Below are 23092 nucleotides of genomic sequence, written 5' to 3'. Positions count from 1 at the left end.
CATACTCATGATTCGCGTCTATATTTCTGAACGCGACCACGCTAAGCCGCCCCGTGTGCACCGTCAAGCAGGGCGCCCTCTTGACGGCCCACCACCCATTCCTTAGCGTGTCCACGCATATGAACGCCAGGCACGCACCCGCACGACTGCCGCCGCAGCAGACCTAGGAGTCCCGAGGATGCCCGCTCCCCGCACCGTCCTGCTCACCGGCGCCGCCGGCGGCCTCGGCACCCTGATGCGGGACCTGCTGCCCGCCCACGGCTACGCACTGCGCCCGCTCGACCTGCGCCCCGTCGAGGGCGAGCCGGACGCGATCGTCGCCGACCTCGCCGACCGGGACGCGCTGCGTGAGGCGGTCCGCGGCGTCGACGCGATCATCCACCTCGCGGGCATCTCTCTGGAAGCCCCCTTCGAGAAGATCCTCAAGGCGAACATCGAGGGCACGTACAACCTGTACGAGGCCGCCCGCGAGGAGGGTGTCCGCCGCGTCGTCTTCGCCTCCTCCAACCACGCCGTCGGCTACACCCCGCGCCCCCGCGGCGACGACCCCCTCATCCCGGTCGGCACGCCGCGCCGCCCGGACACCTTCTACGGCCTGTCCAAGTGCTTCGGCGAGGACCTGGCCCAGCTCTACTGGGACAAGCACGGCATCGAGACCGTCTCCGTCCGCATCGGCTCCTGCTTCCCCGAGCCGACCAGCGTGCGCATGCTCTCGGTGTGGATGAGCCCCGCGGACGGCGCCCGCCTCTTCCACGCCGCCCTCACCGCCGAGAACGTCGGGCACACCGTCGTCCACGGCTCCTCGGCCAACACCCGCCTGTGGTGGGACCTCACCTCCGCGCGGGCGCTCGGCTACGAGCCGCAGGACGACTCCGAGCCGTACGCCGCCAAACTCGTCGCGGAACAGGGCGCGCTCGACCCGGACAACCCGGCACACGCGTACCTGGGCGGCCACTTCGTGACCGACCCCCCGATCTGGCCGTACTGACCGGAACACGACCCCACGAGAAGCGGACGGGCACCGAACGGGCCCGTCCGCTTCCGTATGCGGGCATCCGCCCTGCCCGTTCTCACCCCGTCCCGCGCTCAGCCCCAGGTCCGAGACGGGCAGCCGGTGCCACAAACGGGCCCACACGGGCAGTATCGGGTCCGCAACAGACCTGGTCAGTGCCGCTCGACCGCTGTAGAACTTCCCCCACGGGCCCGAACGGGCAACGACACGGCGACGGGGCGGTGAGGCAGGTGTTCGGCATGGGCACGAGGACGGCGGAAGAACGCCAGCGCGAGATCGTGCGGGTCGCCCGCGCCACCGGTTCGGTCGACGTCACCGCGCTCGCCACCGAGCTGGGCGTCGCCAAGGAGACCGTACGCCGGGACCTGCGCGCGCTGGAGGACCACGGCCTGGTCCGCCGCACCCACGGCGGCGCCTATCCGGTGGAGAGCGCCGGGTTCGAGACCACGCTCGCCTTCCGCGCCACCAGCCACGTGCCCGAGAAGCGCCGGATCGCCTCCGCCGCCGCCGAACTGCTGGGCGACGCGGAGACCGTCTTCGTGGACGAGGGCTTCACCCCCCAGCTGATCGCCGAGGCCCTGCCCCGGGACCGGCCGCTGACCGTGGTCACCGCGTCCCTGCCGGTCGCCGGCGCCCTCGCCGAGGCCGACGACACCTCCGTCCTGCTGCTCGGCGGCCGGGTCCGTCCGGGCACCCTGGCCACCGTCGACCACTGGACGACGAAGATGCTGGCCGGCTTCGTCGTCGACCTGGCGTACATCGGCGCCAACGGCATCTCCCGCGAGCACGGCCTCACCACCCCCGACCCCGCGGTCAGCGAGGTCAAGGCGCAGGCCATCCGGGCCGCCCGCCGCACCGTGTTCGCCGGCGCGCACACCAAGTTCGGGGCGGTGAGCTTCTGCCGGTTCGCGGAGGTCGGCGCCCTGGAGGCGATCGTCACCAGCACGCTGCTGCCCACCGCCGAGGCACACCGCTACTCCCTGCTCGGACCGCAGGTCATCCGCGTCTGAAACCCGACCCGCTCCCCGCACCGCACACCCTCACGCCCATGGCACACCCACACCTTTCCATGCCCCATACCTCCCCATATGTTCAGGAGCGATCCATGCGAACCCAGAGCCGACGGAGGCCGCGAGCCACGCTCGCCATGGCCGCCGCAGGGACGCTGCTCGCCCCGCTGCTCACCGGCTGCTGGGTCGGGGCGGGCGGCGCCGGATCCGGCGGCAACGCCATCAACGTCCTGATGGTCAACAACCCGCAGATGGTCGAGTTGCAGAAACTCACCGCCGACCACTTCACCAAGGAGACCGGCATCAAGGTGAACTTCACCGTGCTGCCGGAGAACGACGTCCGCGACAAGATCAGCCAGGACTTCGCCAACCAGGCCGGCCAGTACGACGCCGCCACCCTCTCCAACTACGAGATACCGATCTACGCCCGCAACGAGTGGCTCCAGCCGATGGACCCCTACGTCGCCGAGGACCCGGCGTACGACGAGAAGGACGTCCTCGGCCCGATGCGCGAGTCCCTCACCGGCGACGACGGCAAGCTCTACGGCCAGCCCTTCTACGGCGAGTCGTCCTTCCTGATGTACCGCAAGGACGTCTTCGCCAAGGAGGGCCTGGAGATGCCCGAGCACCCCACCTGGACCCAGGTCGCCGACCTCGCGGCCCAGCTGGACGGGGCCGAACCCGGCATGAAGGGGATCTGCCTGCGCGGGCTGCCCGGCTGGGGCGAGCTGATGGCACCCCTGACGACGGTCGTGAACACCTTCGGCGGCACCTGGTTCGACAAGGACTGGCAGGCCCGCCTCGACTCGCCCGAGTGGGAGAAGGCGACGAAGTTCTACGTCGGCCTGGTCCGCGAACACGGCCAGTCCGGCGCCGCCCAGTCCGGATTCGCCGAGTGCCTCAACAACATGACGCAGGGCAAGGTCGCCATGTGGTACGACGCCACCTCGGCGGCCGGGTCCCTGGACGCCGCGAAGTCGCCGGTCAAGGGCAAGGTCGGCTACGCGCCGGCCCCGGTCGAGAAGACGGACTCCTCCGGCTGGCTCTACACCTGGGCCTGGGGCATCCAGAAGGCCTCCCGCAACGCCGACAAGGCCTGGAGGTTCGTCTCCTGGGCGTCCAGCAAGGAGTACGAGCAGCTGGTCGGCAAGGAGATCGGCTGGTCCAACGTCCCGGCCGGCAAGCGCGCCTCGACGTACGAGAACCCGGCCTACGCCAAGGAGGCCGCCGCCTTCCAGGAGATGACCAAGGAGGCCATCGAGGGCGCGAAGCCGGGCGATCCCGGCGTCCAGCCGCGGCCCGCGCCCGGCATCCAGTTCGTCGGCATCCCCGAGTTCACCGACCTCGGCACCAAGGTCTCCCAGGAGATCAGCGCGGCCGTCGCCGGACGCCAGTCCGTCGACGAGGCCCTGAAGAAGTCCCAGCAGCTCGCCGAGAAGATCTCCGAGGAGTACGAGGGACGATGACCGCCACGACCACGGCCCCCTCGGCCGCCCCCGACCAGACCCGCCCCACCGTCCGCCCGCCGTCCTCCCGGCTGCGCGCCTGGGCCACCCGCGCCCCTCTCCTCCCCGCCCTGATCTTCATGATCGCGGTCACCCAGCTGCCCTTCGTGGCGACCCTGGTGATCTCCTTCTTCGACTGGAACTCCCTCTATCCGGACGCCCGGCACTTCACCGGCTTCGCCAACTACGGCGACGTCCTCGGCGACGCGGACCTGCGCCAGTCGGTGTGGACGACGATCCTGCTGACGGTGGCGGTGGTCCTGGCCAGCCTCGTCCTCGGCCTGGCCCTCGCCCTGCTCCTCGACCGGCGGTTCAAGGGCCGGGGCGTGGTCCGCACCCTGCTGATCGCGCCGTTCCTGGTGGTCCCGGTGGCCGCCGCCCTGCTCTGGAAGCACGTCCTCTACAACCCCGAGTACGGCCTGCTCAACGGGCTGCTGCACTACGTGGGCGGCCCGCAGCCGGACTGGATCTCCAACACCCCGCTGCTCGCCGTCGAGTTGTCACTGATCTGGCAGTGGACGCCCTTCATGATGCTCATCCTGCTGGCCGGCCTGCAAAGCCGCGACCAGCAGCAGATCGAGGCCGCCCGGGTGGACGGCGCGGGCGACTGGCAGATCTTCGTCCACCTCACCCTCCCCCACCTGCGCCGCTACCTGGAACTGGGCGCCCTGCTCGGCTCGATCTACATCGTCCAGAACTTCGACGCCGTCTTCACCATCACCTCCGGCGGCCTGGGCACGGCCAACCTGCCCTACACCGTCTACCAGAGCTTCTACCAGGCCCACGAGAACGGCCTCGCCTCGGCCGCGGGCGTCCTGGTCGTCATCGGCTCGATCATCATCGCCACCTTCGCGCTGCGCGTGGTGTCGTCCCTGTTCCGCGAGGAGGCCGGCCGCGCATGAGTGCCACCGCCGTACGACCCGCCACCACCACCGCCAAGCCGGCCCGGACCCGCCGCAAGGCCGGCGCCGGACTGGGCCTGGTGGCCTGGCTGGCCGGCATCGTCTTCTTCCTGCCCATCGCGTGGATGGCGCTGACCTCCTTCCACTCGGAGGCGGACGCCGCCACCAACCCGCCGTCCTTCGCCGCGTCGCTCACGCTGGACGGCTACCGCGAGTTCTTCGGCGCGGGCGGCGGTGCCAGCCCCTGGCCCGCGCTGATCAACTCTGCGGTGGCGTCGGTCGCCTCGACCCTCTTCGTCCTGGTGCTGGCCCTGCCCGCCGCGTACGCCCTGTCCATCCGGCCGGTGAAGAAGTGGACGGACGTCCTGTTCTTCTTCCTGTCCACCAAGATGCTGCCAGTGGTGGCGGGCCTGCTGCCGATCTACCTGTTCGCCAAGAACACCGACATGCTGGACAACATCTGGCTGCTGGTCATCCTCTACACGTCGATGAACCTGCCGATCGCGGTGTGGATGATGCAGTCCTTCCTCGCCGAGGTCCCGGTCGCGATCATCGAGGCGGCCCGGGTGGACGGCGCGAAGCTGCCCACGATCCTGGTCCGCGTGGTCGCCCCGATCGCCCTGCCGGGCATCGCCGCCACCTCCCTCATCTGCTTCATCTTCAGCTGGAACGAACTGCTCTTCGCCCGGGTGCTGACGGGCGTGGTCGCCGAGACCGCCCCCGTCTTCCTGACCGGCTTCATCACCAGCCAGGGCCTCTTCCTGGCCAAGGTGTGCGCCGCGTCGCTCGTCATCTCCCTGCCGGTGCTCGCCGCGGGGTTCGCCGCCCAGGACAAACTGGTCCAGGGCCTGTCGTTGGGAGCCGTGAAATGAAGGCCGCCGTCATCGAGTCCGTGGGCCGCGCCGTCGTCACCGAGGTCCCGGACCCGACGCCAGGTCCCCGGGACGTCGTCGTCGAGGTCGCCGCCTGCGGCCTGTGCGGCACCGACCTGCACATCCTCCAGGGCGAGTTCGCGCCCAAGCTCCCCATCGTGCCCGGCCACGAGTTCGCCGGCGAGGTGGTCGGCGTCGGCGCCCAGGTCACCGAGGTGTCCGTCGGCGACCAGGTGGCGGTCGACCCCTCCCTGTACTGCTTCGAGTGCCGCTACTGCCGCAACGGCCACAACAACCTCTGCGAGCGCTGGGCCGCCATCGGCGTCACGACGGCGGGCGGCGCGGCGCAGTACGCGGTGGCCCCCGTGGCGAACTGCGTGAAGCTCCCCGAGCACGTCCGCACCCAGGACGCGGCCCTGATCGAACCGCTGTCCTGCGCGGTCCGCGGCTACGACGTCCTCCAGTCCCGCCTGGGCGCCCACGTCCTCATCTACGGCTCCGGCACGATGGGCCTGATGATGCTGGAGCTGGCCAAGCGGACCGGCGCGGCCAGCGTCGACATGGTCGACCTCAACCCGGCGCGCCTGGAGACGGCCCGCGGCCTCGGCGTCACGGGGTCGGCCGCGACGCCCGACGAGCTGGACCGCCCCCAGGGCTGGGACCTCGTCATCGATGCCACGGGCAACGCGGCGGCGATCCAGGACGGCCTGGACCGCGTCGCCAAGGCGGGCACCTTCCTCCAGTTCGGCGTCGCCGACTACGCGACCCGCGTGCAGATCGACCCGTACCGCGTCTACAACCAGGAGATCACCATCACCGGCTCGATGGCCGTCCTGCACAGCTACGAGCGCGCGGCGGAGCTGTTCGCGAACGGCGTCCTCGACCCGGACGTCTTCATCAGCGACCGCATCGAACTGGCCCGCTACCCCCAGGCCCTGGAGCAGTTCGCGGCAGGAGTGGGCCGCAAGATCGTGGTCGTGCCCTAGGCAGCCCTTCGTCTTTCAGCCCGTCCGGCGTTTGAGGACGAGGCCGAAGGCCGAAAAGGGGGGGTCTGGGGGCGCAGCCCCCCAGGGACGGGAAGGGAAGGGGCGGCGGGGGCGAAATCCCCTGGGCCGGCCGCCCCGTGCCACCGTACGATCCCTCGCATGCCCGGACCCCACGGCTTCGCCTACACCGCCACTGCGAACGGCACCGTCCACATCACCCACCACAACCACCCCGCCACCACCCTCAACGGCTCCCGAGCCGCCCGCTTCCTCCAAGAGGTCACCGCGGGCGATCCGCAGCTGGTCATGGCCCGCTGGACGGGAAACTACAAGCGCGGCAACGAACGCACGGCCCGCGACCACCCCCGCAACCGCCGCTGACCCGATTGGCCGCCGGGTAAGGGAACGGTAAAACGCGCTCGCTCGTTCACCCGGCATGACAGCTATGACCCCCGGCTCGAACATCCCCCTCTCCGCCGCCCGCGTGACGGTGGACGTCGCCGCTCCCGTGCGGCTCGACGTCTCGGGCCTGCTGCTCACCGCCGACGGCAAGGTGCGCTCCGACGACGACTTCATCTTCTACAACCAGCCCACCGGCCAGGGCGTGACCTACCGCTCCGGCGGCGGCACCGCCCCGGACGCGATCGTGGTCGACACCGCCGCCGTCCCGCCGGGCATCGAGAAGATCGTCGTCACCGCGAGCCCGGACGCCGCGGGCCAGACCTTCCAGGGCATCGAACCGACCGCCACCATCCGCAACGCCGACGACCAGTCCGTCCTCGCCACCTTCACGCCCCCGCAGCTCGGCGCCGAGACCGCGCTGGTCATCGTGGAGGTCTACCTGCGCAACGGCGCCTGGAAGGCCCGCGCGGTCGGCCAGGGGTACGCCAACGGCCTGGCCGGCATCGCCACCGACTTCGGTGTCACAGTGGAGGAGCCCGCCCCGGCCGCTCCCCCGGCCCAGCCCCGGGCGGTCACCCCGCCGCCCCCGCCGGCCGCCGCGCCCACGATGCCCGCCGCTCCGCCGGCGGCGCCGCCGGCACCGCCCGCCCCCGCCCCGGGCGCCGGGAAGATCAACCTGGACAAGGGCCGGGTCAGCCTCCAGAAGAACCAGACGGTGTCCCTCGTCAAGGGCGGCCGGCCGGTGCTTTCGCAGGTCAAGATGGGTCTCGGCTGGGAGCCTGCGTACCGCGGCAAGGACATCGACCTGGACGCGTCGGTCATCGCCTACGGCCCGCAGCGCAACCACATCGACAGCTGCTACTTCGGCAAGCTCTCGATCGTGAACGGCGCGATCAAGCACTCCGGCGACAACCTGACCGGCGAGGGCGGCGGCGACGACGAGGTGATCGTCGTCGACCTCGGCCGGCTCCCGCAGGAGGTCAGCGGCCTGGTCTTCACGGTGAACTCCTTCTCCGGCCAGAAGTTCACGGAGGTCGCCAAGGCCTACTGCCGCCTCATCGACGCCGCGAGCGGCGAGGAGCTGGTCCGCTTCGACCTCACCAGCGCCGAACCGCAGACCGGCGTGATGATGGCGAAGCTGATCCGCCAGTACTCCGGCGAGTGGGAGATGACCGCCATGGGTGACTTCGTCAAGTCCCGCACGGTCCGGGGCATGGTGAAGCCGGCCGCGCAGGCGCTGTAGGCGACCGGGGCCACCTGGGGGCGCCCGGCCGCGGCGCCCCTAGACCTGCCCCAGTCCCTGCCCCAGTCCCTCCATGAGCAAAAGCAGGTACCGCCGTACGGCCGTCCCGTCCACCTCGTCGGCCGCCTCGGCCGCCGTCACCACGCCGTGCAGCAGCCGCAGCACCTCGACCGGCTCCACGTCGGCCCGCAGCGCACCGGCTTCCTGCGCGGCCCGCACCAGCCGGGTCGCCGCGCCGCGCACACAGTCGCCGCACGCGGGTCCCCCGCCGGTGACGGCCGTACCGAGCAGCGCCTTGAGGCCGCGCACCTGGAGCATCCCGACGGCCAGCTCGTCGAGCCACGCCATGAGCGCCGCCCCGGGCGGCCCGGCGGCCGCGATCACGTCGGCGCGCGCCGCGATCGCCTCCAGGCGCTCCAGGTAGGCGGCCTCCAGCAGCGCCTGCCGCGTCGGGAAGTGCCGGTAGAGGGTGCCGACGCCGACCCCGGCACGCCGGGCGATGTCGTCCAGGGAGGCACCCTCCCCGTGCTCGGCGAACGCCTCCGCCGCCACCGCCAGCAACCGCTCACGATTACGCCGGGCATCCGCCCGCATGGGCCTGACCTGCGCCACAGCCCCTCCCTGCACAGCGGGCAACCTTCCGGGCACCCTACCGCGCGTGCTCGTCCCGGGCGTCCCAGGGCCAGTCGGCGTCCCGGCCCGCCTCGAGCAGCGGAACCATCCGGAACCCGGCGTCGGAGAGCCCGCCGAAGGTGTGCCGGTTCGCCCGGCCCGACGGACCGTGGCCCGCCCGGTACCCGGCCAGGTTCCAGGTGTAGACGGGCACGTGCGCCGGGACCTGCTCGGTCGGGTCGCCGTGCCTGCTGTACGTGTACTGCTCGTCGGTGACGATCAGCACCCGGTCGTGCTTCTTGTAGTGGCGCCGCACCGCCTCGGTGGTGTCGGTGCCGCCGAGGTCGCCGAAGCGCTCCAGGACCTTCAGCACCGACTCGCCCTTGCGGTAGGTCACGCGGTTGCTCGACGAACCGAACTCGACCAGGTCCGCGTCGGCCGCCCGCAGCGCCAGCGCCGCGCCGAAGACGGCGGCCGCGTCGGCCCGGGTCAGCTCGGAGCGGTCCGACATCCGCGAGTAGAACATCGAGCCCGACCGGTCCACGAGGACCAGCGTCCGGCCGCCCAGCGCGGGCACGTTGGCCAGCGAGTGGCCGAGCGCCCGCTCCAGCGGGTACGACCAGCGCAGCGACGGCGCGTGCCGGTAGGCGGCGAGGTAGCGGAAGGGGAACTGCCGCGAGCGTGCCACCTCGGCCGGGTCGCCGATCCGCGCCGCGACCCGGGCAGCGACCTCGTCCGAGACACCGGCCTCGTCGAAGTTCCGCAGGTTGCGGACGAGCGCCATCGCTCCCATGGACGGGATCACCGCTTCCCAGGCGGCCTTGTCCATCGGCCCCTGGAGCCAGCCGGCCAGCATCTCCCACGTGATGCCCGCCGCCGCGAGCCGCTCGGCACCGTCGGGTGCCGTGACCACCGCTCGCCGCTCGGGGGCGGGCAGCGCCATCAGCTCGCGGTGCGCGGTCAGGACGCGGTTCGAGGCGGGCGGCACCGCGGTGTCCGGGTTGTGCCGGCGGTCGAGGGCGTACTGGAACAGCTCGCCCTGCCACGGCTTGTCGGGGTCGGGCGCCGCGTGCACCAGGTTGAGGATGTCGCCGAAGCGGTAGCCCTTGGACGCGGTGTCGTACTTCAGCAGCGACTTGCCGTGGTAGAGCCGCCGTACGGCGTCGGCGATCCCCCGCTTGACCGGCTTCGGCACGGCGCGGCCGTAGGTCGCGGTCCAGTAGGCGAGCAGTTCACCGGGCTCGTCTGGACGCCGCAGCACGGAGGCGACGACCTGCCGGTTCGCCGGTCCTTCGGTGACACCGTGGTCGAGCCGCGCCTTGACGTACTCGGCGGCGCCGACGATCGAGGCGGTGCGCAGGTTGCCCTCGCCGCGCAGCCAGCCGAGCAGGCCGGCCGTCCAGGACGGGTCGGCGACCGCGAGTTCGCGCACCAGCGTGACGAAGCGCTCGTCGCGGGCGGCGCCGGACTCGTAGAAGGTCTGCTGGGAGACGAAGTTGGCGACCGCGAGCAGGTACAGCTCGGAGCGCGCGTCGCGCTCGGTGCCCCGGCCGCCCTCGCAGGTGCGCAGCACGCGGCCCGTCGAGGTCACGCGCGAGGTGGGCTGCGCCTTCGCGGTCCTGGTGTTGAAACGCGCCATGGTGAATTCCCCCGAATTCTCGAAAGCTCGAAATCCCGAACATTTCCGGAGGGAGACACGGCAGCAGAAGGGTGCCCGAGGCCAGAATCGGCGACGGGACTGTGCGGATGCTCTGCCGAATTGAGCTACACCGACCCGAAGTCGATGACGGGATTCGAACCCGCAACCGTCCGATCAAAGGAAGTATCCGCTGCCTGCGCACCAGGCACCCTTCGACTGCTGGGCCTCCCGAGATCAAGTGGGCAGCGGCATGGGATTCTTTTGAGAGAAGAAGTAGCCGCGGCCCGCGCACCGGGAGGTGCATGAAGTTGTGGGTGTCCAGAGTTCAGGTCGGCGGAACCGACAAGGTGCTCCAACCCCTGAGCTACACCGGCGCGTTGTGCCGGTGACGGGACTCGAACCCGCGACCGCCCCATTATCAGTGGAAGTAGGTCCTGCCTTCGCACCTGGACGTTCATCACTCTAAAAGGGCGGCCGCCGTTCGGGCGAGCGAATTAGTTACCGGCGCTTCTGGCGCTTCCACGGCCCCGTGATCGCCAGCATGATGCCGGGCGTCTGGATGTTGGCGTACAGGGTGCGGCCGTCGGGAGAGAAGGTGACGCCGGTGAACTCGCTGTACGAAGGGTCGTCCTCGTCGCCGACGTTCAGTTCGTTGCGGGCGATGGGGTAGGTGCGCCCGCTGTCGGTCGCGCCGAAGAGGTGCTGGACGCCCTCGCCGTCCTCGGCGATGACCAGGCCGCCGTACGGGGAGACGGTGATGTTGTCGGGGCCGTCGAAGGCGCCGTCGGCGGACGGGTCGGCGTTGACGCCGAGGAGGACCTTCAGCGTCAGGGTGCGGCGCTTGGCGTCGTAGAACCAGACCTGCCCGTCGTGCGGGCGGCCCGGGCTCTCGTCACGGGCGTAGGAGGAGACGATGTACGTGCCGCCGTCCGCCCACCACATGCCCTCCAGCTTGCGGGCGCGGGTGACCTCCCCGGCGGCGAACTGCTTGCGCACCGAAGTGGTCCGCGCGTCGCGGTCGGGGACGTCGACCCAGTCGACGCCGTAGACCGTGCCGGTCCTGGTCGCCCGGGAGAGGTCGTCGACGAACTTGCCGCCGGAGTCGAAGCACTTGAAGGCCTGGAGGACCCCGGCGTCGTCGGCGAGGCCGCGCAGCCGCCCCCGGCCGTGCCGGAAGTGCTCCGGCGGGGTCCAGCGGTAGAGCAGTCCGTTGGGTCCCGAGGCGTCCTCGGTGAGGTAGGCGTGCCCGCGCTTGGGGTCGATGACGACGGCCTCGTGGGCGTAGCGGCCGAGCGCCTTGACCGGCTTGGGGTCGCGGTTGGCGCGCCGGTCCTCGGGGTCGACCTCGAAGACGTAGCCGTGGTCCTTGGTCATCCCCTCCTCGCCTGCCCGGTCCTCGGTCTCCTCGCAGGTCAGCCAGGTGCCCCACGGGGTGCTGCCGCCGGCGCAGTTGGTGGCGGTGCCCGCGATGCCGACCCATTCGGCGACGTGGCCGCCGCGCCGGACCTCGACGACGGTGCAGCCGCCGGCGGCGGCCGGGTCGTAGACGAGGCCCTCGGTGAGCGGGACGGGGTGCGGCCAGTCGTCGCGGTGGCCGCCGAGTTCGTGGTTGTTGACGAGGAGGGTGGTGCCGCGCGGGCCGTGGAAGGCGGCGGTGCCGTCGTGGTTGGAGGGGGTGTACTCGCCCGACTCCAGCCGGGTCCGCCCGGAGTAGGTGATGATCTCGTAGCGGAAGCCGGCGGGCAGCGCGAGGATGCCGTCGGGGTCGGGGATCAGCGGCCCGTAGCCGACGCCACCGTGGTGGTGGTCGTGGTCGTGCCCGCTGCCGTGCTCGTCCGCCGCGCTCTCGGCCTCCGTGGACGCGAGGGCGTTCGGGGCGGTCGCGAGGGCGCCGACGCTGCCCGCCAGTGCCACTCCGGCGCCGGTGAGCGCGGATCGACTGGCGAAGTCCCTGCGGGTGAGCGACATGGTGTCTCCTGTGACGGTGGGCGTGCCGTGGAGGGTGGCGGACCTCGGTCCGGCGTCACGGTTCCGTCCGTGGCTGAACAGGGATCCCGCCCGTCACTGAACGGGAGTTGAACTGGCGGAGACCTCTCCCCGCACGCCCGGGCCGTGCCGCTCAGCCGCCCTGCTGCGACCGTGCCTTGAACGCCGCCTTCCGGGCCTCCTTGGCGATCTTCTTGTCGGGGTGCAGCCGCCCCATCGCCTCCAGGACGTCCGGTGTGGCGGGGTGCTCGACCCGCCAGGCCGTGTCGAAGAACCCGCTGTGCTGCCGGGCCAGGCCCTCCACCAGGGCCCGCAGTTCCTCGGAGTTGCCCTCGGCCGCGAGCTGCGCGGCGAGGGTGTCGATGGTCAGCCAGAAGACCATCTCCTGCGGCGGCGCCGGCACGTCCCGCGCACCGTGCTCGGTGAGCCACACCCGGGCGAGGCCGCCCAGTTCGGCGTCGCCGAGGACCTCGCGCAGCGCGGGTTCGGCCTCCTTGCCGACCAGCGAGAGGGCCTGCTGGCAGCGGAGCCGGCGCAGGGGTGCGCCGGGGTCGGAACCGCGGGCCGCCGCGAGCAGCTCGCGGGCGGCGTCGAGCGGGCTCCGCCCGGCCAGCCACAGCTCGGTCTCGGCGTGCGCGGCGGCGGGCGGGAAGGGCGCGGTGCCGTCGAGGAGCGCGTCGGCGCCCTTGTCGGCCAGGTCACCGACGGCCGGTGCGTCGAAGCCGGCCTCCAGGAGCCGGGCGCGCAGTCCGTACAGTCCGAGCGGGGTGAGCCGCACCATGCCGTAGCGGGCGACGTCGGTCTCGTCGACGGGTGCCGCGGGTTCCTCGTCGGCGTCGGCCATCAGGGCCTCGTCGACCGGCTGGTACTCGACGAGCCCGACCGGTTCCAGCAGCCTGAACTGGTCGTCCAGGCGCATCATCGCGTCCGACACCTGCTCCAGCACCTCGTTGCTGGGCTCGCCCATGTCGCTGGGCACGATCACGGAGGCGGCCAGCGCGGGCAGCGGCACCGGGGCCTCGCCGGGGCCGTCCTCGCCGACGGTGAGCAGGTAGAGGTTGCCGAGCACGCCGTCGAGGAACTCTGCCTCGGCCTCCGGGTCCCAGTCGAGGGAGGACAGGTCGACCTCGCCGCCCTCGGCCATGGCGTCGACCAGGTCGTCGAGGTCGGGGACGCTCGCGTCGGCGAGGACGGCCTCCAGGGCGGTGACCCACAGCCCGAGCACGTCCTGCGGCGAGCCGCCGGTCAGCAGGGCGAGGTCCTCGCCCGCGGCGACGGTGCCCGCCTCCTCGTCGGTGATCTCGACGAGGCCGGTGTCGACGGCGATCCGCCATGCCTCGCTCGCGTACGCCGCCGCGTCGTCGCCGGTCAGTCCGAGCTGCTCGGCGGCGGCCGGGAGCTGTTCCTCGGCGAGTCCGCCCCCGGCGTCGACGCGGGTGTCCGCCCCGGCCCAGCGGGCCAGCCGCGCGGCCCGGGCGAGGACCGGCGTGGACAGTGCCTCGCGGGCCAGCTCCGCTTCGGTGCGCAGCCGTGCGGGCGGCAGGGTGGAGCTGTCTGACATCGGCTGTTTCTCCTCGCGCGCCTTGACCGCCGTACGGCCGAATCCGGATGCCGTACGGCTCGACGGCCCAGCCTAGACGGGTTTGAACCCATGCCGCCCGGTTCATCTCCCCGTCGGACGGCGTACATGGCCGAAACCTTGACAACTCGCGTGGCCAGGCACGAGATTGACGCGCGTAGAAAGCGGGGGGTGAGCGGGGGGACACGTGTGTGACGCGGGTCCGTGCGCCCTGTGGCCCTCCGCCGTCCACCCTCGTCCCGGCGCCACGTCACGTCCCCGGAGGGATCCCGTTGGCCAGCAAGTCCTCCAAGCGCCTCGCCGCGCTCACCGTCGCAGCAGTGTGCTCGGCGGCGTCCACCCTCGTCCTCACCTCGCCCGCGCGGGCCGGCTCCGCATCCGAGGGCCCGGTGCGGGTCCACGACATCCAGGGCACCACCCGTCTGTCGCCGTACGCGGGCAAGCAGGTCGCGGACGTGGCCGGAATCGTCACCGGTGTCCGCGGCTACGGCTCCTCCAAGGGGTTCTGGATCCAGGATCCGCGGCCCGACGCCGACCCGGCCACCAGCGAGGGCGTCTTCGTCTTCACGAACGCGGCCCCGGCGGTCGCCGTCGGTGACGCGGTCACCGTCTCGGGCACGGTCTCGGAGTACGTCCCGGGCGGCACGTCCTCGGGCAACCAGTCGCTGACGGAGATCACCCGCCCCACGGTCACCGTCGTCTCCGGCGGCAACGCGCTCCCGGCGGCGACGACCCTCTCCGCCCGCTCCGTGCCGGGCGCGTACGCCCCCGACGGCGACCCGGCGGCGAACGGGTCCGTCAACGGCCTGCGGCTGCGCCCCGACCGGTACGCCCTGGACCGCTACGAGTCGCTGGAGGGCATGACCGTCCGGGTCACCGACGCCCGGGTGGCCGGCGCCTCCGACCCGTACACCGAGCTGTGGGTCACGGTGAAGCCCTGGGAGAACCGGAACCGCCGCGGCGGCGCCGTCTACGGCTCCTACGACGCCCAGAACACCGGCCGGCTCCAGATCCAGTCGCTCGGCAAGCCGGCCGACTTCCCCGACGCCAACGTGGGCGACACCCTCGCCGGCACCACCGCCGGGCCGCTCGACTACAACCAGTTCGGCGGCTACACGCTGGTGGCGAGCGAGATCGGCGCCCTTCGGAGCGGGGGGACCGAGCGTGAGTCGACCCGCCCGCAGAGCGGCCGGGAACTGGCGGTGGCGACGTACAACGTCGAGAACCTCGACCCCTCGGACGACACCTTCGCCGCGCACGCCGACGCGATCGTGCACAACCTGAAGTCGCCCGACATCGTGTCCCTGGAGGAGATCCAGGACAACAACGGCGCCACGGACGACGGCACGGTGGCCGCCGACGCGACGGTCGGCAGGCTGATCGACGCGATCGCCGCGGCCGGCGGCCCGCGCTACGAGTGGCGGGGCATCGACCCCGTCGACAAGGCGGACGGCGGCGAGCCCGGCGGCAACATCCGCCAGGCCTTCCTGTTCAACCCCGAGCGGGTCTCGTTCACGGACCGCGCGGGCGGCGACGCGACCACCGCGACGGGCGTGCGCAGGGTGCGCGGCGAGGCCGAGCTGACGCACTCCCCGGGTCGTGTCGACCCGGCGAACCCGGCCTGGGAGAACAGCCGCAAGCCGCTGGCAGGCGAGTTCGTCTTCCGCGGCCGCACCGTCTTCGTCATCGCCAACCACTTCAACTCCAAGGGCGGCGACCAGGGCCTGACGGCGCAGTACCAGCCGCCGTCGCGCTCCTCGGAGACCCAGCGCCACCTCCAGGCGAAGGCCGTGAACACCTTCGTCAAGGACATCCTCTCCGCGCAGCGGAACGCCGACGTCGTCGCGCTGGGCGACATCAACGACTTCGAGTTCTCGCAGACCGCGCGCATCCTGGAGGACGGCGGCGCCCTGTGGTCGGCGGTCAAGTCGCTGCCCAGGAGCGAGCGTTACTCGTACGTCTACCAGGGCAACAGCCAGGTCCTCGACCAGATCCTGGTCAGTCCGTCGATCCGGTGGGCGGGGCGGCTGTCGTACGACAGCGTGCACGTGAACGCCGAGTTCCACGACCAGGTCAGCGACCACGACCCGCAGGTGCTGCGGTTCCGTCCGTGACCTGAGCCGTGGTGGGGCGGGTTCAGCGGGGTACGAGGCCGAGGGCGTGGTCGTAGCGGGCGACCGTACTGCTCTTCAGGCCCGGCCAGTTCTGGACCCGCCGCCACGCGGCCGTCGCCGAGCCGATCCCCTCACCGGGTGCGGCGAGGGCGTCGATGTGGGCCTGGGCGCTCTCCCACTCCGCGTAGTTGAGGACGCGGGTGCCGTCGGTGCTGAGGTGGAAGTGGGCGGAGATGCCGCCGGGGTGCTGCTCCGGCTCGCTCTCCAGCGCCTCGAAGACGGCGTCGACCCAGGCGCGCTGCCGGTCGGGGTCGGGGCTCTCGAACTCGACGTCGACGATCACGACGCACCCCGGGACGGGCGCGGTCCCGTTCTCGCGGGTGCCGCTGCGGTAGCGCCGGTACCGGCCGAGGCCGAGCCGTTCGATGCCCGGCACGGCGGTGTCGATCTCGTCGACGCGCTCCTGCCGGTGGGTCTTCGTGAAGGCCTCGTAGGCGTGCTCGCTCGCCCACTGCGAGTGGTGGAGCAGTGTGCTGCCGTCGTGACCCGTGTAGACGTGGTAGCCGAGCAGGCCGTCGGCGGGCCAGGGACGGCGCTCCCAGGTGCGGGCGACGGCGTCGACGGCAAGGCGCTGCCGTTCGGGGGTGCCCACCCGCCAGGTGCTGAAGAAGGGCGACTCGACGTCGGGACGGTCGAGTACGGGGTGTGCGTCGGTACGGCGGGTCATGCCGGCCTCCACTGGTCGGTGGTCGTCGGGTGCACGCACCACCCTGTGACCTCGACCTTGGTTGAGGTCAAGTGCCGCCCCGCGCCACCTCTACGGCCGGTACGACGCGAGCGACGAGGGGCACCCCGTGGGCGGTGTCCCTCGTCGCTCGCGTGCGCATGCGTGCGCAGTGGTTCAGCGGTGCCCCTGCTGGCGGTGGCGCAGCACGCCCGCCGTGGCCAGGGCGCACGCAGCCGCGCCGGCGACCAGCAGCACCCGCGGATGCCCCAGCCCCGTCCGCACGGCGCCGCGCGCCCGGTCCGGCACGTGCTCCTCGGCGGAGTGACCGGCCCGGCCCGCCTTGTCCTGCACGGTGTGGCCCGCGTGCGAGGCGGAACTGCGCAGTTGCACGGTCATGGCGCCGGCCTTGTCCCGCAGGTCGGCTGCCCGGGCCTTGGCGCGGCCCTTCACGTCCGCCTTCCCCGCCAGTTCCTCCACGGTGTCGCCGAGCTGGCTGCGGGTCTGTTCGATCTGCCTGCGCAGTTCGTCGGGGCCCTTGGCCCCGGTGGGCTGCGCGGTGGAACCGGTCCTCGGGCGGTCCCCGCTCGTCGCGTCGGTCATCGATGCGCCCTTTCCCTGATCTGGTCCACGTCGGCCCTGACGCTGCCGAGGGCCTCCTCGGGCTTGGGGGGTACGGCTCGACGGAGCTGGGCGCGACCGGTCGCGGCGAGTATGCCGGCGATCACGAACAGCGCCGCCGTCACGATGAGCGCCGCGGCCCACACGGGCAGAACCAGCGAGAGCGCGGCGGTGGCCGTGCCGGCGAGGGCGAACAGGCCGACGTACGCGACGGCGCCCGCGGCACCGAGCATGCCGCCGCCGCGCCCCGCGCGCTTGCCCTTCTCCGCCAGCTCCAGCTTGGCGAGGGACACTTCCTGGCGCACGAGCCGGGAGAGCTGCTCGGTGGCCTGACCGACGAGTTCGCCCACGGAATGGTGCTCGTCGTGCACCGGCCTGGTGTGCATGGTTCCGGTCACGGTGTACCTCCTCCTCTCGGTTGGAAGCACCCCGGGTACCCCGTGACGCCGGGCACTACCCCTGCCCTGGTCCCGGCCGGGCCGCACCCCCTCCCTACAGCACTCCTTACACATACCTCGTAGAAAAATTAAGTGGAGCTACAGTGTGGGGCTGCCGACACTACTCCCATGACGACAGACGACGACCGCCCCGCCCCTCCCCCCTTCGGCCGTGCCCTGTGCGCGATGATCACGCCCTTCACCGACTCCGGGGCGCTGGACCTCGACGGCGCCCAGCGGCTCGCCGACCGGCTGGTGGCGGCGGGCTGCGACGGCCTGGTGCTGTCCGGCACCACGGGCGAGTCGCCGACCACCACGGACGCCGAGAAGTCGGCGCTGGTGACGGCGGTGCGGGAGGCGGTCGGGAACCGGGCGGCACTGGTCGCCGGGGTGGGTACGGCGGACACGCGGCACACCGTCGAGCTGGCCCTGGCGGCGGAGAAGGCCGGCGCGGACGGACTGCTGGTGGTCGCGCCGTACTACAGCCGCCCGCCGCAGGACGCCCTGGAAGCGCACTTCAGGGAGATCGCGGACGCCTGCGGACTCCCCCTCGCCCTGTACGACATCCCCGGCCGCACCGGCACCCGCATCGAGCCCGACACCCTCGTCCGCCTCGCCGGCCACCCGCGCGTCGTCGCCGTCAAGGACTGCTCCTACGACCTGCTGGGCACCCAGAAGGTCCTGTCCCGCACCGGCCTGGCGTACTACGCGGGCTGCGACGAGCAGATCCTCGCCCTGTACGCGATCGGCGCCACCGGGTACGTCAGCACGGTCGCGAACGTCGTCCCGGGACTGTTCCGCGCCCTCCTCGACGCCTTCGACGCGGGGGACACCGCGGGGGCCGCACGCCTCCAGCGGCGGGCGCTCGCCCTGATCGAGCCGATGATGGCGGCGGGCCTGCCCGGCGCGGTCACCACGAAGGCGCTGCTCTGCGCGCTGGGCCTGCCGTGCGGCCCGGTCCGCGCACCCCTGCGGGCCACGGACCGGCAGACGACCGACGCACTGCTGGCGGCGTACCGGGAACTGACGTCCGAGGCGGCTCAGTTCCAGGCGTAGCCGTCGCCGAACAGCAGGGTGTGCTCCAGTACGTCCTCGGCGGGGTCGTCGATCTGCCCGACGTGGACGTTGAGGAGCCCGACCCGGGGGCCGTTGTGCGAACCGGTGGTCGTCTCGTCGGCGTGCGCGGCTCCCGCCGGAACCCAGCACACCAGCACGGCGGCCCCCGTCCCGGCCAGCCAACGCGCCATGGTCCTCGCCCGCTCGTTCGTCATACCAGGCCCTCGTCTCGTCGGATCGGCGTCTGATCGGACTCTGCGTCCACCCGTTCATCCGCCAAGTCCGCCGCGAGGTCACGGGCCGTCATCCGTACGTGCGGGGGCGCGTGGGGTCGCGATCGTGCGAACGCCCCCTACGGCACCAGGTCGCGCGCCGCCGAGAACGCGTCCGTGGGCTCGTAGTAGGCGTTCCAGACCTCCACGGGGGCCTTCTTGTAGACGAGGAGGAACTGGGTCATCAGGTCCTCCACGGAGGTGGGGTGCGGTTCCTCCTCGTCGTCGATGAACCGTCGCAGGACGGGCTCGATCAGGGTTTCGCCCTGGTCCAGGGCGTCCCGGAGGTCACCGATGCGGGTCATGTCCTGCGTGTTCAGGAAGTGCACCAGGTCCCTGCGGTCCACGGGCGGCACGGGGTCGGAGTCGCCGAGCAGCGGCCAGCCGATCCGGTGGGCGATCTGCCGCACCCGCGCCACCAGGGGATCCTCGCGGATCCACGCCGTCACGGAGTCGACGTTGACCTCCAGGTCGTAGGTGCCGCTGCGCACCTCACGGACGTAGTCGGCGGAGATCCGTTCCCCCTCGAGCCTGATCTTCGAGAACTCCTCGTCCGCCAGCTCGAAGAGGGCACTCAGCCGGAACAGGCGCCGCCGCAACTCCCTGGGGCTGTCCTGGGACTTCTTGTAGTCCAGCTTGTGGTTGACCGCGGCCCACGCGTGCTGGAGCGCGGTCCGTACCTGGATCTCCGCCTTGCGGCCGGCGAACTCCTGCCACTCCAGAAGTGAACTCCGCTTCTCGGCCAGCTCCAGAACCAGATGGAACGACGCGTACCCGAACTCGTTGTCCGCCAGCTCCGCCTGCTTGTCCCCGCTGTGCTCCTCCAGCACGGAGAACTCCTGCCGGATGATGCTGGCGATCCTTTCGACGTCCTCCACGTAGTACGCGATGATGCGGATCCCCGCCAGATCCGTCACCTCGGCCAGCGGATCGTCGTACTTCCCGCCCTTCCGCTGGATCTTCTCCGTGAAACTCGCGACGTCCTTGGCCCTGCCCTCCATCTGCACGTACTCGATGCCGTACGTGTCCAGGACCAGCGCGAGCAGATCCTGGAGCTTGTCGCAGTACCGCTCGTAGGTGTTCCGCACCGCCGAGTAGGCGGCGGTCCAATCCGTCCCGGACCCCGTCTCCTCCTTCACGCACCCCTCCCCCATGTGACCGGACGTCACATCCTCCCAGAGGACCCCGGCCCCGGACGACGCTTCCCCCAGAACCACGAGAGCGCCCTCCCGAACGGCCCGGGGACCGTCCGAGGGGGCGCTGCCCGGTGACCGGGGCGGGTCAGTTGTGGCTGTGGAGGATCTCGTTCAGGCCGCCCCACACCGCGTTGTTCGGGCGGGCCTCGACCGTGCCCGTGACCGAGTTGCGGCGGAAGAGGATGTTGGAGGCGCCGGAGAGTTCGCGGGCCTTGACGACCTGGCCGTCGGGCATCGTCACGCGGGTGCCGGCGGTGACGTAGAGGCCGGCCTCGACCACGCACTCGTCGCCGAGCGCGATGCCCACGCCCGCCTCGGCGCCGACCAGGCAGCGCTCGCCGATGACGATGCGGACGTTGCCGCCGCCGGAGAGGGTGCCCATGGTGGAGGCGCCGCCGCCGATGTCGGAGCCGTCGCCGACGACGACGCCGGCGGAGATACGGCCCTCGACCATCGAGGTGCCGAGCGTGCCCGCGTTGAAGTTGACGAAGCCCTCGTGCATCACGGTCGTGCCCTCGGAGAGGTGCGCGCCGAGGCGGACGCGGTCGGCGTCGGCGATGCGCACGCCCTTGGGGGCGACGTAGTCCGTCATGCGCGGGAACTTGTCGATCGAGGTCACCTGGAGGTGCAGGCCCTCGGCGCGGGCGTTGAGGCGGACCTTCTCGACGTCGTCGACGGCGACCGGGCCCAGCGAGGTCCAGGCGACGTTGGCGAGGTGGGCGAAGATGCCGTCCAGGCTCTGGCCGTGCGGCTTGACCAGGCGGTGGGAGAGCAGGTGCAGGCGCAGGTAGACGTCGTGCGTGTCGACCGGCTTCTCGTCCAGCGAGGAGATGACCGTACGGACCGCGACCACCTCGACACCGCGGCGGGCGTCCGGACCGACCGCGGCGGTCGCGCCGGCGCCGAGAAGGCCGGCGGCCTGTTCGGCCGTGAGGCGCTGGGTGCCGGAGGGGCCCGGCTCGGCGGACAGTTCGGGGGCCGGGAACCAGGTGTCGAGGACGGTGCCGTCGGCGGCGATGGTGGCAAGCCCGGCGGCCACGGCGCCGGTGGTGCGGGGAGCAGTCGTGTCGGTCATGAGGGCAACCTAACCGGCCGCCGCCCACCGATGCGAGCCGACCCCGCGGCCGTCTCGCCCCGCGGTCACCGGCCCGGTGGGGTCGGCGGGATCAGCCGGGCCAGGACCTCCCGGGTGTACTCCTCGTCGTACGGCGTGTCCGTCAGCAGCACCTGGAGGCAGACGCCGTCCATCAGCGCGACCAGCGCCCGCGCCGTGAGCGGGTCCGTGCGGTGGGAGAGCAGGCCGGCGACGCCCTCGGCCCACTCCGCCGCCACCGGACGCAGAGCGGGGCGGCGCAGCGCGGCCAGGTACAGCTCGTACTCCAGTTCCACGCCCGTGCGGTCGCCGGCCAGCCAGTCGCCGAGCACGCGGGCCAGTTCGCCCGGCAGGTCGGCGTCGGGGTCGGACAGGCCCGGGTGCGCGGCCACGACCTTGGCGAAGCCCTCGTTGGCCTGGCGCAGGGCGGCGACCAGCAGCTCGTCCAGGGTCGCGAAGTGGTACGTCGTCGACCCCAGCGGTACGTCCGCCTCGGCGGCGGCCGTGCGGTGGCTGAGGCCGGCGATGCCCTTGCGGCCGACCACCCGGATCGCCGCGTCGATGAGGCGCTGGCGCCGCTCGGGGTCGTAGCGGCGGGACATCAGTGGGCGCCGCCCAGATTGAGGACGACGACCCCGATGATGATCAGCGCGATCCCGGCGGCCTTGGTGAGCGTCATCCCCTCCCCCATGAACGCCACCCCGATCGTGGCGATGGCGGCCGTGCCCACGCCCGCCCAGATGGCGTACGCGGTGCCGACGGACAGCACCTTCAGGGTCTGCGCGAGCAGCGCGAAGGAGAGCACGTACCCGAGCGCCGTCAGCAGCGAGGGGACCAGCCTGCTGAAGCCCTCGCTGTACTTCATGGCGGTGGTTCCGGCGACCTCGGCGGCGATGGCTCCGGCCAGGAGCAGATATCCCATGTGTACGAGCGTACATAACGCAGGGCCCGACGACACGAGAACGGCGACGCCCGATGGGCGTCGCCGTTCTGGAATGCGGTGCGGCTCAGACCGTCTCAGACGTTGAAGCCGAGCGCCCGCAGCTGCTCGCGGCCGTCGTCCGTGATCTTGTCCGGACCCCACGGCGGCATCCAGACCCAGTTGATGCGCAGCTCGCTGACGAGGCCGTCCGTGGCGGACTTGGCCTGGTCCTCGATCACGTCCGTCAGCGGGCAGGCCGCCGACGTCAGGGTCATGTCGATGGTCGCGATGTTCGCGTCGTCGATGTGGACGCCGTAGATCAGGCCCAGGTTGACGACGTCGATGCCCAGCTCGGGGTCCACCACGTCCAGCAGGGCCTCGCGGACCTCCTCCTCGGAGGCAGGCTTCATTTCCACGGTCTCAGTCATGCCGTCGTCTCCTTCTCGGCGTCGGCGACGTCCAGCGCCTGGGCCGTCGCGTCCTTCCAGGCCATCCAGCTCAGCAGGGCGCACTTGACCCGGGCCGGGTACTTCGAGACCCCGGCGAACGCGACCGCGTCCTCCAGGACCTCCTCCATCTCGTCGTCGGGCTCGATCCTGCCCTTGGACTGCATCAGCTCCAGGAAGGTCTCCTGGATCCGCTGCGCCTGGGCGAGGTCCTTGCCGACCAGCAGGTCGTTCAGCACGGAGGCGCTCGCCTGGCTGATCGAGCAGCCCTGGCCCTCGTAGCTGACGTCACTGATCGTCGTGCCGTCGTACTTCACGCGGAGGGTGATCTCGTCGCCGCATGTCGGGTTGACGTGGTGGACCTCGGCGTCGCCATCCCGCAAGCCCCGCCCGTGCGGGTGCTTGTAGTGGTCCAGGATGACTTCCTGGTACATGGAGTCCAGCTTCATGCTCTTCGCTCGTC

Annotated in this window: 24 protein-coding genes and 1 tRNA gene; 10 read left to right on the top strand and 15 right to left on the bottom strand. The window is 71.7% G+C overall.

Annotated elements, in window-relative coordinates; all coding sequences use genetic code 11:
• The first annotated feature begins 178 nt into the window (after positions 1-178).
• The 8 genes from ACZ67M_RS05650 (at position 179) to ACZ67M_RS05615 (ending at position 7932) form a co-directional block, all read left to right on the top strand.
• On the top strand, positions 179-988 hold the full coding sequence (locus ACZ67M_RS05650) for an NAD-dependent epimerase/dehydratase family protein (protein ID WP_361365893.1): 810 nt from the start codon (positions 179-181) through the stop codon (positions 986-988).
• A 263-nt stretch (positions 989-1251) separates the two neighbouring features.
• A complete protein-coding gene (locus tag ACZ67M_RS05645) occupies positions 1252-2022 on the top strand; it encodes a DeoR/GlpR family DNA-binding transcription regulator (protein WP_361365890.1) in 771 nt (256 codons plus the stop codon).
• A gap of 95 nt (positions 2023-2117) precedes the next feature.
• Entirely contained in the window at positions 2118-3488 is a 1371-nt protein-coding gene (locus ACZ67M_RS05640; protein WP_469849645.1) for an ABC transporter substrate-binding protein, read from the top strand.
• The gene (locus ACZ67M_RS05635; protein ID WP_361365885.1) at positions 3485-4429 is read left to right on the top strand and encodes a carbohydrate ABC transporter permease; all 945 of its coding nucleotides are present in this window, start codon (positions 3485-3487) and stop codon (positions 4427-4429) included. Before ACZ67M_RS05640 ends, ACZ67M_RS05635 begins: the two co-directional genes overlap by 4 nt.
• Positions 4426-5301, top strand: a complete 876-nt coding sequence (locus tag ACZ67M_RS05630) for a carbohydrate ABC transporter permease (RefSeq protein WP_125495811.1) — start codon at positions 4426-4428, stop codon at positions 5299-5301. Before ACZ67M_RS05635 ends, ACZ67M_RS05630 begins: the two co-directional genes overlap by 4 nt.
• The gene (locus ACZ67M_RS05625; protein ID WP_122614833.1) at positions 5298-6287 is read left to right on the top strand and encodes a zinc-dependent alcohol dehydrogenase family protein; all 990 of its coding nucleotides are present in this window, start codon (positions 5298-5300) and stop codon (positions 6285-6287) included. The genes ACZ67M_RS05630 and ACZ67M_RS05625 overlap by 4 nt, the downstream gene beginning before the upstream one ends.
• Positions 6288-6446: 159 nt before the next feature.
• Complete coding sequence (locus tag ACZ67M_RS05620; protein ID WP_385801314.1) at positions 6447-6668, top strand: hypothetical protein; 222 nt, start codon at positions 6447-6449, stop codon at positions 6666-6668.
• Between the two features lie 64 nt (positions 6669-6732).
• Positions 6733-7932 (top strand): TerD family protein, encoded by a 1200-nt coding sequence (locus tag ACZ67M_RS05615; RefSeq protein WP_451856121.1) that lies wholly within the window; start codon positions 6733-6735, stop codon positions 7930-7932.
• 39 nt (positions 7933-7971) lie between these two features.
• Here the strand turns inward: ACZ67M_RS05615 and ACZ67M_RS05610 are convergent, their stop codons facing one another.
• The 5 genes from ACZ67M_RS05610 to ACZ67M_RS05590 form a co-directional block, all read right to left on the bottom strand.
• A complete protein-coding gene (locus ACZ67M_RS05610; protein WP_392018404.1) occupies positions 7972-8544 on the bottom strand; it encodes a TetR/AcrR family transcriptional regulator in 573 nt (190 codons plus the stop codon).
• Between the two features lie 37 nt (positions 8545-8581).
• Positions 8582-10183 carry a TROVE domain-containing protein gene (locus tag ACZ67M_RS05605; protein WP_469849641.1) on the bottom strand — a complete coding sequence of 534 codons (1602 nt, stop codon included), beginning with the start codon at positions 10181-10183 and terminating at the stop codon, positions 8582-8584.
• Positions 10184-10566: 383 nt separating this feature from the next.
• Positions 10567-10636, bottom strand: a tRNA-Ile gene (locus ACZ67M_RS05600).
• Between the two features lie 45 nt (positions 10637-10681).
• A complete protein-coding gene (locus ACZ67M_RS05595; protein WP_469849639.1) occupies positions 10682-12151 on the bottom strand; it encodes a PhoX family protein in 1470 nt (489 codons plus the stop codon).
• Positions 12152-12302: 151 nt separating this feature from the next.
• Entirely contained in the window at positions 12303-13730 is a 1428-nt protein-coding gene (locus ACZ67M_RS05590; RefSeq protein ID WP_469849638.1) for a hypothetical protein, read from the bottom strand.
• Positions 13731-14020: 290 nt separating this feature from the next.
• Between ACZ67M_RS05590 and ACZ67M_RS05585 the strand changes: the two genes are divergently transcribed.
• Positions 14021-15862 carry an endonuclease/exonuclease/phosphatase family protein gene (locus tag ACZ67M_RS05585; RefSeq protein WP_469849637.1) on the top strand — a complete coding sequence of 614 codons (1842 nt, stop codon included), beginning with the start codon at positions 14021-14023 and terminating at the stop codon, positions 15860-15862.
• A gap of 22 nt (positions 15863-15884) precedes the next feature.
• Here the strand turns inward: ACZ67M_RS05585 and ACZ67M_RS05580 are convergent, their stop codons facing one another.
• The 3 genes from ACZ67M_RS05580 to ACZ67M_RS05570 form a co-directional block, all read right to left on the bottom strand.
• Positions 15885-16589, bottom strand: coding sequence for an antibiotic biosynthesis monooxygenase family protein (locus ACZ67M_RS05580; RefSeq protein ID WP_361365865.1), 705 nt, complete (start codon positions 16587-16589; stop codon positions 15885-15887).
• Between the two features lie 174 nt (positions 16590-16763).
• On the bottom strand, positions 16764-17189 hold the full coding sequence (locus ACZ67M_RS05575; RefSeq protein WP_376304043.1) for a DUF3618 domain-containing protein: 426 nt from the start codon (positions 17187-17189) through the stop codon (positions 16764-16766).
• Positions 17186-17605 carry a phage holin family protein gene (locus ACZ67M_RS05570; RefSeq protein ID WP_234953415.1) on the bottom strand — a complete coding sequence of 140 codons (420 nt, stop codon included), beginning with the start codon at positions 17603-17605 and terminating at the stop codon, positions 17186-17188. The genes ACZ67M_RS05575 and ACZ67M_RS05570 overlap by 4 nt, the downstream gene beginning before the upstream one ends.
• Positions 17606-17773: 168 nt before the next feature.
• Between ACZ67M_RS05570 and dapA the strand changes: the two genes are divergently transcribed.
• Positions 17774-18700: a 4-hydroxy-tetrahydrodipicolinate synthase gene (dapA, locus tag ACZ67M_RS05565; RefSeq protein WP_469849635.1), complete on the top strand. Its 927-nt coding sequence runs from the start codon at positions 17774-17776 to the stop codon at positions 18698-18700.
• On the opposite strand, the gene ACZ67M_RS05560 is transcribed toward dapA, so the two are convergent.
• The 7 genes from ACZ67M_RS05560 to sufU all read right to left on the bottom strand — a co-directional run bounded on the left by ACZ67M_RS05560 (position 18685) and on the right by sufU (position 23078).
• A complete protein-coding gene (locus ACZ67M_RS05560; protein ID WP_125493819.1) occupies positions 18685-18915 on the bottom strand; it encodes a hypothetical protein in 231 nt (76 codons plus the stop codon). The genes dapA and ACZ67M_RS05560 overlap by 16 nt on opposite strands.
• Positions 18916-19052: 137 nt before the next feature.
• Positions 19053-20111, bottom strand: a complete 1059-nt coding sequence (locus ACZ67M_RS05555) for a GTP pyrophosphokinase (RefSeq protein ID WP_392240117.1) — start codon at positions 20109-20111, stop codon at positions 19053-19055.
• Positions 20112-20253: 142 nt separating this feature from the next.
• The gene (gene dapD / locus ACZ67M_RS05550; protein ID WP_393726203.1) at positions 20254-21243 is read right to left on the bottom strand and encodes a 2,3,4,5-tetrahydropyridine-2,6-dicarboxylate N-succinyltransferase; all 990 of its coding nucleotides are present in this window, start codon (positions 21241-21243) and stop codon (positions 20254-20256) included.
• Positions 21244-21308: 65 nt separating this feature from the next.
• On the bottom strand, positions 21309-21863 hold the full coding sequence (locus ACZ67M_RS05545) for a TetR/AcrR family transcriptional regulator (protein ID WP_469849632.1): 555 nt from the start codon (positions 21861-21863) through the stop codon (positions 21309-21311).
• Complete coding sequence (locus tag ACZ67M_RS05540; RefSeq protein WP_125493823.1) at positions 21863-22183, bottom strand: DMT family transporter; 321 nt, start codon at positions 22181-22183, stop codon at positions 21863-21865. The genes ACZ67M_RS05545 and ACZ67M_RS05540 overlap by 1 nt, the downstream gene beginning before the upstream one ends.
• Positions 22184-22278: 95 nt before the next feature.
• Positions 22279-22611 carry a metal-sulfur cluster assembly factor gene (locus tag ACZ67M_RS05535; protein ID WP_064727279.1) on the bottom strand — a complete coding sequence of 111 codons (333 nt, stop codon included), beginning with the start codon at positions 22609-22611 and terminating at the stop codon, positions 22279-22281.
• The gene (gene sufU, locus ACZ67M_RS05530) at positions 22608-23078 is read right to left on the bottom strand and encodes a Fe-S cluster assembly sulfur transfer protein SufU (RefSeq protein WP_122614849.1); all 471 of its coding nucleotides are present in this window, start codon (positions 23076-23078) and stop codon (positions 22608-22610) included. The genes ACZ67M_RS05535 and sufU overlap by 4 nt, the downstream gene beginning before the upstream one ends.
• Between the last annotated feature and the right edge of the window lie 14 nt (positions 23079-23092).

Source organism: Streptomyces sp. NPDC107500 (assembly GCF_055582785.1).
This window is presented reverse-complemented; position numbering and strand designations above follow the sequence as displayed.

What these genes read in the sequence shown, in the direction of transcription:
- ACZ67M_RS05650 (WP_361365893.1), top strand. Translation starts at nt 179, where the DNA reads ATGCCCGCTCCCCGCACCGTCCTGCTCACCGGCGCCGCCGGCGGCCTC.
- ACZ67M_RS05645 (WP_361365890.1), top strand. Translation starts at nt 1,252, where the DNA reads ATGGGCACGAGGACGGCGGAAGAACGCCAGCGCGAGATCGTGCGGGTC.
- ACZ67M_RS05640 (WP_469849645.1), top strand. Translation starts at nt 2,118, where the DNA reads ATGCGAACCCAGAGCCGACGGAGGCCGCGAGCCACGCTCGCCATGGCC.
- ACZ67M_RS05635 (WP_361365885.1), top strand. Translation starts at nt 3,485, where the DNA reads ATGACCGCCACGACCACGGCCCCCTCGGCCGCCCCCGACCAGACCCGC.
- ACZ67M_RS05630 (WP_125495811.1), top strand. Translation starts at nt 4,426, where the DNA reads ATGAGTGCCACCGCCGTACGACCCGCCACCACCACCGCCAAGCCGGCC.
- ACZ67M_RS05625 (WP_122614833.1), top strand. Translation starts at nt 5,298, where the DNA reads ATGAAGGCCGCCGTCATCGAGTCCGTGGGCCGCGCCGTCGTCACCGAG.
- ACZ67M_RS05620 (WP_385801314.1), top strand. Translation starts at nt 6,447, where the DNA reads ATGCCCGGACCCCACGGCTTCGCCTACACCGCCACTGCGAACGGCACC.
- ACZ67M_RS05615 (WP_451856121.1), top strand. Translation starts at nt 6,733, where the DNA reads ATGACCCCCGGCTCGAACATCCCCCTCTCCGCCGCCCGCGTGACGGTG.
- ACZ67M_RS05605 (WP_469849641.1), bottom strand. Translation starts at nt 10,183, where the DNA reads ATGGCGCGTTTCAACACCAGGACCGCGAAGGCGCAGCCCACCTCGCGC.
- ACZ67M_RS05595 (WP_469849639.1), bottom strand. Translation starts at nt 12,151, where the DNA reads ATGTCGCTCACCCGCAGGGACTTCGCCAGTCGATCCGCGCTCACCGGC.
- ACZ67M_RS05590 (WP_469849638.1), bottom strand. Translation starts at nt 13,730, where the DNA reads ATGTCAGACAGCTCCACCCTGCCGCCCGCACGGCTGCGCACCGAAGCG.
- ACZ67M_RS05580 (WP_361365865.1), bottom strand. Translation starts at nt 16,589, where the DNA reads ATGACCCGCCGTACCGACGCACACCCCGTACTCGACCGTCCCGACGTC.
- ACZ67M_RS05575 (WP_376304043.1), bottom strand. Translation starts at nt 17,189, where the DNA reads ATGACCGACGCGACGAGCGGGGACCGCCCGAGGACCGGTTCCACCGCG.
- dapA (WP_469849635.1), top strand. Translation starts at nt 17,774, where the DNA reads ATGACGACAGACGACGACCGCCCCGCCCCTCCCCCCTTCGGCCGTGCC.
- ACZ67M_RS05560 (WP_125493819.1), bottom strand. Translation starts at nt 18,915, where the DNA reads ATGACGAACGAGCGGGCGAGGACCATGGCGCGTTGGCTGGCCGGGACG.
- dapD (WP_393726203.1), bottom strand. Translation starts at nt 21,243, where the DNA reads ATGACCGACACGACTGCTCCCCGCACCACCGGCGCCGTGGCCGCCGGG.
- ACZ67M_RS05545 (WP_469849632.1), bottom strand. Translation starts at nt 21,863, where the DNA reads ATGTCCCGCCGCTACGACCCCGAGCGGCGCCAGCGCCTCATCGACGCG.
- ACZ67M_RS05540 (WP_125493823.1), bottom strand. Translation starts at nt 22,183, where the DNA reads ATGGGATATCTGCTCCTGGCCGGAGCCATCGCCGCCGAGGTCGCCGGA.
- ACZ67M_RS05535 (WP_064727279.1), bottom strand. Translation starts at nt 22,611, where the DNA reads ATGACTGAGACCGTGGAAATGAAGCCTGCCTCCGAGGAGGAGGTCCGC.
- sufU (WP_122614849.1), bottom strand. Translation starts at nt 23,078, where the DNA reads ATGAAGCTGGACTCCATGTACCAGGAAGTCATCCTGGACCACTACAAG.